General features: G+C 38.6%; 8 protein-coding genes. 2 read left to right on the top strand and 6 right to left on the bottom strand.

What is annotated here, in order from left to right; translation table 11 throughout:
• Positions 1 to 1,382: 1,382 nt before the first annotated feature.
• From ACFQIC_RS20450 to ACFQIC_RS20440, 3 genes are all read right to left on the bottom strand, one after another.
• Complete coding sequence (locus ACFQIC_RS20450; RefSeq protein ID WP_204708969.1) at positions 1,383 to 2,105, bottom strand: amino acid ABC transporter ATP-binding protein; 723 nt, start codon at positions 2,103 to 2,105, stop codon at positions 1,383 to 1,385.
• Positions 2,105 to 2,761 (bottom strand): amino acid ABC transporter permease, encoded by a 657-nt coding sequence (locus ACFQIC_RS20445; protein WP_204708970.1) that lies wholly within the window; start codon positions 2,759 to 2,761, stop codon positions 2,105 to 2,107. Before ACFQIC_RS20445 ends, ACFQIC_RS20450 begins: the two co-directional genes overlap by 1 nt.
• A gap of 110 nt (positions 2,762 to 2,871) precedes the next feature.
• Complete coding sequence (locus ACFQIC_RS20440) at positions 2,872 to 3,663, bottom strand: glutamine ABC transporter substrate-binding protein (protein WP_204708971.1); 792 nt, start codon at positions 3,661 to 3,663, stop codon at positions 2,872 to 2,874.
• Positions 3,664 to 4,133: 470 nt separating this feature from the next.
• Between ACFQIC_RS20440 and ACFQIC_RS20435 the strand changes: the two genes are divergently transcribed.
• Positions 4,134 to 4,583, top strand: coding sequence for a MarR family winged helix-turn-helix transcriptional regulator (locus ACFQIC_RS20435; protein WP_390217809.1), 450 nt, complete (start codon positions 4,134 to 4,136; stop codon positions 4,581 to 4,583).
• Positions 4,580 to 7,228 (top strand): MMPL family transporter, encoded by a 2,649-nt coding sequence (locus ACFQIC_RS20430; protein ID WP_204708972.1) that lies wholly within the window; start codon positions 4,580 to 4,582, stop codon positions 7,226 to 7,228. Before ACFQIC_RS20435 ends, ACFQIC_RS20430 begins: the two co-directional genes overlap by 4 nt.
• Before the next feature lie 84 nt (positions 7,229 to 7,312).
• Here the strand turns inward: ACFQIC_RS20430 and ACFQIC_RS20425 are convergent, their stop codons facing one another.
• From ACFQIC_RS20425 to ACFQIC_RS20415, 3 genes are all read right to left on the bottom strand, one after another.
• Positions 7,313 to 7,720, bottom strand: a complete 408-nt coding sequence (locus tag ACFQIC_RS20425) for a VOC family protein (RefSeq protein WP_204708973.1) — start codon at positions 7,718 to 7,720, stop codon at positions 7,313 to 7,315.
• Between the two features lie 26 nt (positions 7,721 to 7,746).
• Positions 7,747 to 9,837: a bifunctional diguanylate cyclase/phosphodiesterase gene (locus ACFQIC_RS20420; RefSeq protein WP_390217807.1), complete on the bottom strand. Its 2,091-nt coding sequence runs from the start codon at positions 9,835 to 9,837 to the stop codon at positions 7,747 to 7,749.
• A gap of 128 nt (positions 9,838 to 9,965) precedes the next feature.
• Positions 9,966 to 10,820 (bottom strand): GGDEF domain-containing protein, encoded by an 855-nt coding sequence (locus ACFQIC_RS20415; RefSeq protein ID WP_204708975.1) that lies wholly within the window; start codon positions 10,818 to 10,820, stop codon positions 9,966 to 9,968.
• Positions 10,821 to 11,879: the final 1,059 nt, after the last annotated feature.

Genomic DNA, 11,879 nt, shown 5'->3' with positions numbered 1-11,879 from the left:
CGCACATCCCATAGGAGTCTCACCGTTTCCCTCCGCCCCTTTACCATATAAGTGTCTCGATACCCCTTCAAGAAAAGGCAGCCATTCCTAAGTTTGCATGTAGATAGTCCTTCTGGGAAAGGGATTCGTTTCTCACACATCGAATGGGGGGGTTGGGAATCTCCCCGTTTCCTAGCCACCCATCCTTTGCTTTTAATGAACGGCCCTATTGCCATGAGTCGTCTTCTGTGTTCGCTACACCATATGGAACAAGTGTGAAGTTGCAAACTCCCATCTATGAATAGCCTACAATTTGAAGAACCAATTACTGAGGTTTCCGTCTGCCTCACAATTGCAAGGAGGGCCGGGAAATCGCGAGACTCCACTTTTAAAAGCGGAGGCGCCTTGGTCAGCGGCGTATGGACTGGACTGAGCTGTCGGAGATAAAGGAAACACGAAGAACACCGTGATTCGATGTTGACTTATCGTACAGAAGCGAGGGAAGTCTCACTAGCCGCTAGGCGCTGGATAACGCCTGATAGGATTGATGAACTAGATGTAGCCTTCGTCCTTATAAGGCGTAAGAGCTGGGATGAACATGATCGGTGAGATCCCGCAAGGCGTAGCCTGAGGAAACTCACCACGTGCCCATGGAAAGCGAGTGAGTTCCCGGACCTTCTAACGCCATCCTCGGTAACGGAAACCACCGGAATGTCGCGAAACTGTCTTCCACATAAGGGCAGGATTGTTGAAGACTCGATTCCGAGATAATGGTGTGAGGATAGGGGCAGTGAGGAAGGAGTCGCTTGCCGTATATTTTCATCGGAATCGGAGCCGTTCTACCATTACTCTTAAAGTATGAGGGATCTGTTATAACAGCAATTGTATACTGATATAGACTAGAATATGCCATCTCACAGATCTATTGAGACATTAGGTAAGTTGTTAAAAATCAGGTCTAGATAGCCTGTTTATATGAAGTGTACCTATTAAGCGTTGAAAAAACCTCGTTGGCAATAATTACGCAGCCCCCACGATTTTCATAAGAGGGTTCCGTTCCACTCTTCATAGTCATGGGGGATGGGAAACTGCGAGACTCCTGCGGGAAAGGATAGACTGGCGAGACCCCGCAGAGCTTTAGCTCGAGGAGGCTTGCTGTCTTCCCCGCGGAAAGCGAGTGGTTTCCCATCCCCCATTCTCCGATGAAAAGCAACGGAACCGCCATTCTTTTATTCCACAATCTGGGGCTTTAGTTTAACAAAGGATAGTAGAAATAAAAATGGCTTGGATATTTCTCCAAGCCATTTTTATTTGAATTTAATAGTGAAAATAATGTGATTGAGATGTAACCTACGATTCATTGTTTAACCGTTGGGAACGAATCTCCAAGTGTCATTTTCCTTTTATAGCACTTTACTTAAAAACTCACGAGTTCTTGGATTATCAGGATCACCAAATAGTTTTTCAGGAATATTCTCTTCCATTATAACGCCTTCATCCATAAATATTACACGGTCTCCCATTTCACGGGCAAACCCCATCTCGTGAGTGACCACAACCATTGTCATGCCTTCTTTTGCTAAATTTTTCATAACATCCAGCACATCACCAACTAATTCTGGATCCAGAGCGGAAGTAGGTTCATCAAATAACATGATCTTTGGGTTCATAGCGAGAGAGCGAGCGATTGCAACACGTTGTTTTTGTCCCCCTGATAAACTCTCAGGATACATATTGGCTTTATCAGACAACCCTACTTTCTTCAATAGGGGACCAGCTGCTTCTTCCGCTTCGGCTTTAGTCGCTCCTTGGATCTTTTTCGGTCCTAGAGTAATGTTTTCCAGTACTGTCATGTGAGGGAATAAATTAAAATGTTGAAAAACCATTCCGACTCGTGAACGCACTTCATTGATATTTACCTTCTTATCCGTTAAGTTTTCTCCTTCAATATAAACTTCCCCACCAGTTACTTCCTCTAAGAGGTTTAGACAACGAAGCAGCGTACTTTTCCCTGAACCTGAGGGCCCGATCACACATACTACTTCTTGATGTTCGACTTCTAGACTAATGCCTTTAAGTACCTCATTATCCCCGAAAGATTTATGCAAATCTTTTACTTTTATCATTACACATCCAGTCTCCTTTCTACTCTTCGTAAATAAACAGAAGTTGGAATTGTAATTAATAAATACATAAGACATACCATGGTTAGTGCTTCAAAAGCAGCAAATGTTATACCGTAGTATTGTTGTCCCATATACAGCAATTCACCAACCGCTATTACCGAGAAAAGAGAAGTATCTTTTAAGCTGATAACAAACTGATTTCCTAGTGGAGGAATCATCCGTTTAAAGGCTTGAGGCCATATTATGTAACGCATCGTTTGACCTCTAGTTAAACCTATAGAACGACCAGCTTCACTTTGTCCTTTATCGATAGAGTATACTGCCCCACGGACAATTTCCGCTATATACGCGCCTGCATTTATTGCAATGGCTATAATCGAAGCTGTAATTTTATCAATATTAAACCCCAGTACATCTGGGAGACCAAAATATATAAATAATATCTGAGCTAAGATTGGAGTACCACGTAACACTTCTACATAAATAGAAGCTATCCCATAAATAATTTTGTTTTTGGATAATCGTGCCAGTCCGAAAATTGCCCCTAAAATAAAACCAAAGAATAAACCCACACCTGTAATAAGTAATGTATAAACTACACCTTCTAATAAGAAGGGCATAACTCGAATGTAGTGGCTTTCCATGAAGGCATCCATATGTATTTTACTCCCCTTATGTCCTGGCTATTTAGTTAGTATTTTGTAAGTTGTATTTACTAATGGAAAAGCGTAACAAGCCATAACTTGCTACGCTCTGAATATTTTAATTATTCTGTACCGTATTTGCGCTCTCCAAACCATTCCTCATAGACATCATCATATCCACCGTTTTCAATCAATGTTGCAAGAGCTTCGTTAACATCGTCTACAATTTCAGAATCCTGTGGAAAAGCAATTCCATACTGTTCACCTTGAAGGATGCCTCCGACAGTTTTCAGCTCTTCTTCCGAATCGTTCGCAACATAATACTGTACATTTGGCACATCATACATAACAGCATCTACACGGCCTGCCTGAAGATCCATATAAGCTTCTACAATTCCAGGGAAGGTTTCAACTTCTGCATCAGGGTGATTATCCTGTAAATAGGTTTCACTTGTAGTACCAGAACGAGTCGCTACTGTTTTTCCAGCTAAATCGTCCTCAGATTCAATATCTGTATTATCACTGTGTACAGCTAACATTAAACCTGCATCATAGTAAGGGTCCGAAAAGTCTATGGTTTCTGCCCGCTCTTCTGTAATCGTCATTCCAGCGATACCAATATCATATTTTCCTTGTTGCATACCGGTTACAACACCATCAAACTTCATTGCTTCTATTTTGACATTAAAACCTGCCTCATCAGCAATTGCGCGAATAAGATCCATATCGAATCCTTCCATCTCACCTGTTTCTTCGTCTAAGAATTCAAAAGGAACAAAGTTGTTATCGGTAGCTACGGTATATGTTTCTCCACCAGAATCTCCATCTCCTGACGATTCAGAAGTTCCACAACCTACTAATAAAATCGAAAGTAGTGCACTTGCTAGAATCCAACCAAACTTTTTACCCTTCATCTAGTCTCCCCCTTTTTATATTCAATTTTAATTATCTCAAATATTAACAATAATGTAAATATTCTGAATAACACCATTTTCCGCCTTACTTCTTCTTAATTTGCTATTTTCGGCATATAACATTGTGTTTTCTAATAAATACACTCTATTAATATATTATTCTCCTATTTACGAAAAAACAGAAGAATTATGAAGGTCTTGATATGTAGATTTGAAATAATTGTTATTACGTTAATACCGTATAGGGAATAGAGAGTTGTGAAAAAAGATGCTTCCGTTAGTAAAAGTAGAGTAATAGGGTCGGAGGAAACGGTGAGACTCCTGCTGGCCAGACCCGCAACAATCGCAAATACCTTTAAAGAAAAGTATTGGATTTTTTCAATGAAGCATAAGTTAAATAGTTGCAAGCATATAGTTCAGGGTGTAAACTATTTTTAGTTGATACCCTAAACTAAGGAGGATGCTTTTCATTGAACAAACGTTTAGATTTAGCTGTTGATTTATTTAAAGAAGTCATGATCTACGGTACAGAAAGAGTGATCAAATCAATTGATCACGAAATCTTCCATACCTACTCACCAGAACAACTACAAATGTTGCAAATTATATCTAAAGAGGATGTTTCACCTGGAAGACTTGCAGCTATGCAAGGGGTGCATAAGAGCGCCGTCTCCAACCGAGTGAAAAAACTAAGCAGTAAAGGACTTGTTGAAATTGCAGGATCGGAAAGCGACCAGCGCGGGAAAACCATAAAGTTAACAAACAAAGGAAAAGAATTAATCCAACAATCAAACGAAGTCGTCTATCAATATATTGAGAACATTTTACAAGACGGGCTCGAAGATTCGGAAATTGAAGAATTTATTCGAATCTTTCATAAGCTAAGAAATATTTTAAAAGTTGAGGAAGGATATGAATGAAACAAATACTAAGATTTAAATGGTATGTAGCAGCTCTTGTTCTAGTTATTACTGTAGCACTATTCTTAGCTGCTCCCAATTTAACCGAACAGGCCGAAGACGCCGGTAACTTTCAATTGCCAGAGGATGCAGATTCCGAAATTGCAGCAAAGATTTTAGAAGAGGCAGGGGCTAATGATGAAACAATATCAATCGTTTATGACCTAGAAAACCCTCTTCAGGAAGACAACCGACAATCGATTACCGAAACCTTGGAGAAAATCGAAGCAATGGGTGAACCCGTTGATGAAGTTTTAAACCCTTTTGAAAGCGAAGAAACCGAAGATCAACTTGTATCGGAAGACGAACAAACCATCCTTCTCCCTATTACCGTAAGTGGATCTTCCGAAGAAATTAATGAGTTAGCTGATACCATTCAGTCTGATATTTTAGCTAATGAAGAAATGACCTCCTATGTAACGGGCGAAACTATAATCGACCAAGATGTGAATGAAAGCAGTCAGGAAGGCTTAGAACGTACCGAAGTTATTACCGTCGTTCTGATTTTCGTATTATTATTAGCTGTTTTCCGTTCCATTGTGACACCAATTATTCCACTAGTTGCCGTTGGAGTCACCTATTTGCTAAGTCAGTCTATCGTTTCCTTTTTCATAGATTGGTTCGGATTTCCCGTATCTAACTATACGCAAATATTTTTAGTAGCCGTACTGTTTGGAATCGGAACGGACTATTGCATTCTATTACTTAGTCGATACAAAGAAGAACTCACAAACGGCCACACAACAGAGACGGCAATCATTAACACGTATAAAACGGCGGGCCGCACCCTATTCATTAGTGGAGCTGCAGTATTTATCGGCTTTAGTGCAATAGGATTTGCCGAGTTCCCGATATTTAAATCCTCAGTCGGTGTAGCCGTAGGTATTGCAGTATTACTAATTGTACTGTACACACTCGTCCCATTCTTTATGGCCATTCTAAAAGACAAACTATTTTGGCCAGCAAAAAATTCCGCTTCTCACAAAGACAGCAAAATGTGGACTTGGATGAGCAAATTCTCCGTATTACGACCAATTCGCTCATTACTAGTCGTAGCGGTAATCACCGTTCCATTTTTATTAACTTACGATGGCGACCTATCCTTTAATACCGTCGATGAGATTGGAAATGGTTATGATTCTGTTAAAGGACTTAATGCCATAGAAGAAGGATTTGGCCAAGGAGAATCACTCCCGCTAAACATTATAATAAAAGACGAGAAAGATATTGTTACAGAAGACACAACACCATACCTTGAATCATTAAGTAAAGAAATTTTGAAAAATGAACATGTAGATGCCGTTCGAACAGTGACACGACCAACTGGTGAGGTTATTGAAGATTTGTATGCTGATACGCAGCTTCAACAGATTGCCAACGGACTCGCCGATATGCGGGACGGCATTGATGAAACCCAATCAGGGCTAGGAGAAATACAGAGTCAACTCGAAAGTATTTCGAATGAGCTCCCATCCTCTTCAACAGAAGAAGTTGGTGGACTTTCTGAAGCCTCTGCGGGATTAGGGCAAATCAATCAACAGTTAGGCGCGATTAGCCAAGGGATGCAACAATCTCAGGATGTAAATCAAGCCGCTGAACAGTTAGCACAGGTTCAAGGACAATTGAGCCAAATCGAACAGTCTCTTTCCGGGGCTTCCTCTCAAATTGAAGGGCAAGCAAGCCAAATAAGCGAACTCAAAAACGGACTTAGTGAATTAGCTAATGGCGTAGGATCTTCAATTGATGGCTTGGAAGAAATTAAAAGTGGCCTTGATGAATCTACTAATCTATTAAGTGGGATGGGAGATTCTGATTCAATTCGAGACACTGGCGTCTATATTCCTGAAGGAACATTAGAGAACGAAGACTTTCAGCCAGCGTTGGATCGTTATGCATTTGGTGAACAGTCAGGTATTTTATTAGAGGTTATATTAAAAGATAATCCTTACTCTCCTGAAGCCATTGAAACAACTACTGCTATTAAAGAAGCAGTCGAAAATGAGGTGATAGGAACACCTCTAGAGGACATGACAATTGCTTATAATGGTGTTTCTAGTATTAATGAAGAGCTATCTGATATAGCCCAAAGTGACTTTACTCGCTCGGTTGTAATTATGCTAATTGGATTGTTTATCGTACTAACGATCTTGTTCCGATCTATGATTATGCCACTTTATATGATTGGCTCTCTTTTACTCACGTATTACACGTCACTTTCCATTGCAGAGCTCATTTTTGTCAATGGACTTGGTTACGATGGAATTACATGGGCTGTACCTTTCTTCGGATTTGTTATGCTCGTCGCCTTAGGAGTTGATTATTCTATCTTCCTACTTGATCGTTTCAATGAAGAAGCGAAAGTAAGCTTAGAGGGGGCAATGATGAAGTCGATGTCTAAGATGGGAACCGTCGTGATCACGGCAGCTATCATTCTAGCTGGAACATTTGGAGCGATGATGCCATCTGGTGTACTGAGCTTAGTACAAATTGCAACCATTGTTATAACAGGATTGTTGTTATATGGATTAATTATTTTACCACTACTTATTCCAGCGATTACTGTCTCGTTCGGAAAAGGCGTGTGGTGGCCGTTTAAACAGAAATAATAGTAACAGAACGAAGGTACCTGGTACCACACAATTCAAAAAGAAGTCAGGGCCGAAAATTCAGCCCTGACTTCTTTTTGAATTTTATTTTTGTAAATTAAGATCCCATGTAATACCGAATTTATCTTTAACCTTAGCAAAAGTTGCTCCCCAGAAGGTATCTTGTAATTCCATAAAGATTGTTCCTTCTTCACAAAATGAATGATATATCCGTTTAATTTCTTCTTCATCTTTCAGTTCCATAACGAGTGAAATTTGACTTCCTACCTGTGCATCCTCGCCAGAAAAATTATCAGAAAACATAAGAAGTATGGGTCCTTTTTGCAAACGTGCATGCAAAATACGATGATCTAATTCCGGCGGAGTTTCAAATTTGGTTTCACCAAATGTTTGAAGATCAGTAACTTCCGCATCCAATACCGTTTTGTAAAACTCGATAGCCTCTTTCGCGTGGCCATTAAATGTTAAGTATGGTGTGATCTGTTGTTGCATCGCATAAACTCCTTTTTGAAATTGTGTTACCCATAATTTTGTTCTGATAGTTGATCATTGTTCGTTATAATGTCTTGTAGGTATCTTTGAAATTCTGATGAGGTCATGGGTTTGCCATAGTAATAACCTTGCACATAAACAGAACCAAACTTTTTCAAAAAATTATGCTGGGTTTCTGTCTCAATACCTTCTGCAATCAAAGTCATACCTAACCCTTCCGACATGTTGACTAACATTTCTAATAAAATATTATCTTTTTTTATGGTTGGCACCCCATCCATAAAACTTTTATCAAGCTTCAAGGTATCTACTGGCAGCTTTTTTAAATACATTAAGGAGGAAAGTCCTGTACCAAAATCATCTAATGCAATGGTAAATCCCTGTCCTTTTAATTCTTTAACCATTTCTACTCCACGATCGATATTTTTCATAACAGCTGATTCGGTTATTTCAAATTCAATCGAACCATCGTTTGGGTCTATGTGATACTTTTGAAAAAGGTGATTGATTTTTTCATTCGATTCTTCAAGCTGAAAGTGAACCGCTGATAAATTAATCGATAACGCATTGATCCCCATATGGTTACTCTTCCACTCTTTCAATTGCAAAATTGCTGTTTCAATTACCCACATTGTAATCGGTTGGATAAGCCCATTTTTCTCTGCAATTGGTATGAATTCACCCGGTGATACTTGTCCTAAAGACTTATCATTCCAGCGAAGTAAAACTTCTGCACTCCTAACTGAGCGATACTTCAAGTGAATCTTGGGTTGGTATGTTAAATAAAAACCATCCATATGCTCTACTGCTTGTTTTAGGGCTTCAACCATTTCAATTTCTCGCTTTTCTGAGTGAAGTTCTTCATCAAATATCGTATAGGTTGTTCTCACTTGGTCCTTACCAAATTTCAGTGCTTGTTCCACACTTCGTATCATCTTTTTAGTACTATCTTTTTTATTGGGTAATGCTACACCTAAGGTTGACGTCACTTTGATGGATTCATCATTTATCGTAAAAGAATCACTTAATATATCGATCATTTTTTTTGCTTCAGCTTCTTCGCTGTAGTCTAAATCCATATCTTTGATCATTAAGAATTGATTGCCATCATAACGAATAACAAGATCTTTTTCCTCCGCACACTCTCTGAGACGATGAGCAAATAATTGAAGAAGCTCATCACCAGTTTCATATCCAAACGTTTCATTGATCCATTTATAATTATCAACATCACTAAGTATTAAGATTGGTTGTTTATTTTTATCAAAAGATGAATTCATCCGACTTTCAAAATATTTATTTACCCAGTGTCGGTTGTATAATCCAGTTAAAAGATCTTGATAAGCGAGGCGCTTTAATGCTCGCCTGCCTAGATGAAGATAAGCTAATATAAATACGAGAATGATGAATATAATGCCAGTAAATATAAACCCATACATATGATATGACGAAACAGGACCATCTTCAATCTCAGAAGACATTCCTACAGGTAGACAGAATTCGGTGGCTTCCATCCCCAGGTAATGCATACTTGATACACTTAATCCTAGCAGCGTAGCAACGGAAAGTAATAGACCGCGATTTTTTATATATCGAAAACTATGAAATATCCAAAAAGCCAAAAATGATATAAGTGTCGCTACAAATATTGAAAGAAAAAAAGTCGTCCAATTATATTGTATAAACCCTTCAAAATTGATTGCTTTCATTCCAATGTAATGCATACTTGATATACCTATCCCTAGTAACAATCCAGATAAAAGAATTTTCCACCATTTGTATGTTGTTAGATATAAAGTGTAGAAAACAATTAACGTAGTAGCCAAAATAGGAACCATCGATAAAAGCATTAACCTCCAGTTATAGGAGAGATGAATAGGTAAGCTAAAAGCTGACATGCCGATAAAATGCATACTCCACACTGATACTCCTAAAATAAAAGAGGCTAACAAAAGTGTTTTCTTATTCAAATAACCAAGGGAGGATATTTTTTGATTAAGCTCCAAAGCAAGATAGGACCCTAAAATAGCGATCAGCACAGAAGCTATGACTAACTTTACGTTGTAAAATTCTTGAATAACAATCCATTGCTCCAATTCAACCACATCTCCAGACAAAATACGACGTTGTACGTGTTTATTAGTCTACCTGACATTTTTTTGAATTTCTTTCTTACTTATATTATCGACCTGATAGATAAATATTGTAATAAATACTATGATGTGGTTGATCCAATTACTATTTTTTAAACATTTATACCGTTTTGTCCTTCTCGATAAATAAAATCTGAAGGTCTTTCCTTTCTTTTGTCCATATACATTGCTTTATCCGCTTCTTCTATTAAATCTTCCAAACTTTTATCACAATTATCCGCCACACTAACGCCCACACTCGGTTTAACAAAAATGTGTTGACCTTTTACTAGAAAGGGTTGTTCAAACAATTGCAAGAATTCATTTGCCCATCCATCAATTCCGGAAGTGTTTTTATTCTCAGAAACATAAATAAATTCATCACCACCGACTCTGGCTAACATTTCATGTGATTGCACATATTTTAACAAACGATTAGCTATATCCATAAGTAATTCGTCACCATATAGATGACCATAAGTATCATTAACTTCTTTAAACTCGTCGAGATCAATAAAAGCTAAAACTAACGTAGAGTTTGAATCGGAGGATCTTCTTTTTTCTATAAAATCCTGTAAATAGTTACGGTTCGGAAGTCCAGTCAAACTGTCATGTTTCGCTTGTTTTGTGAAAATTTGCAAATCGTCTAACATAAGGTCTATTTCATTAGCTACATTGCCAAATGGACCTTGACTATCCAGATGAATTCTTTTATCTAATTGCCCTTTTCTAACACAAACAAGAACTTTTAATATTTTCTTAGAAAGAGTATTAGCTATGTAAATATAAGAAGCATAATTCACCAAACCTAATGCCAGGCCTGTGAAGATACATAACAGATAAAAAATCCAAGGGTCATCCACTTGTATAAATGGAGAAACTATTGTCGGAAAACATACTCCTACTCCTAAACCTACTACCGCAAAACCAACTAACATTAGACGCGAGTAGATCAAACGATTAAACATTCATTCACCTCTTATGTAAATTATCTTTCTGGATAGATTAAATAACATTTAATATCCGCCATATATTATACATGGATCTATTAAAACAAAAAAGAAAAAGTAGGTAAAAAGTCTTTTGACAGTTAACAACGGAAAACGTACCTGGTACCACACAATTCAATCGGTGTACCTGGTACCGGTTATGCACTAAATATACACACAAAAAAGGAGTCAACAGAGGGGCATTCCCTCTATTTGACTCCTTTTTCAACCCGATTTCAATCCGTTTTCCTTCTATATTGTATAGATGTGACCGCTTGAAAGAGTTGACACAGTTTTTGCTTATTAAATGCAACACTTTTTTCCAGTTAAGGACTTCCCTTTTATTTGTAACAGTGGTTGTATGATAGTCTTAACAATCATACAACCACTGTTACTCTTATCGATATGATGCTCGCGAAAAATGTATACATACTAATAGTTATGCACATTGACGAAGTTGTGCTTGTTGCGCTAACTTGGCAGTATTGTTGAAGACTCGATTGGGAGATGATTGTGTGGAGAAAGGGGCGGTGGGGAAGGAGTCGCTTTCCGTGGGCGTGCGCTGAGCCTCCTCAGGCTGGCGCCTTCCGGGGTCTCATCTAACCCGCGTATCCCACTGGAGTCTTCCCCTTCCCCACCGCCCCTTGCCGTATGTTTCTATCGGAATCATGCCGTTCTACCGTTACTGTTAAAGTATGAGGTGTCTGTTATATCTATTGAGCTACTAGTTAAAAAAAGCGGTATGGCTAGGAGCTTAATTGGCGTGTATGCCTACCCTTGTAAAACCATTTCCAAATGTACATTACAGGTTAATTTGATGTCCTAAGTGGAACATTTCAATGGCAATAATTACACAACCCCACGATTCTCACATATGAAGCTTCTGCTCACGTGAAGATGCTTCCGTTCTCCTCACAAAGCAAGAAGGTCCGGGAAATCGCAATGAACGAATCCCCCCCGGCATAGGAGAATGTGTCTTACCTATGCTATAGAATAGAGCATCACCACCCCACACGATCCTCACGTATGAAGCTTCTG

The sequence above is a fragment of the Halobacillus seohaensis genome, from assembly GCF_042663045.1.
GTDB lineage: Bacteria > Bacillota > Bacilli > Bacillales > Halobacillaceae > Halobacillus_A > Halobacillus_A seohaensis.
This window is presented reverse-complemented; position numbering and strand designations above follow the sequence as displayed.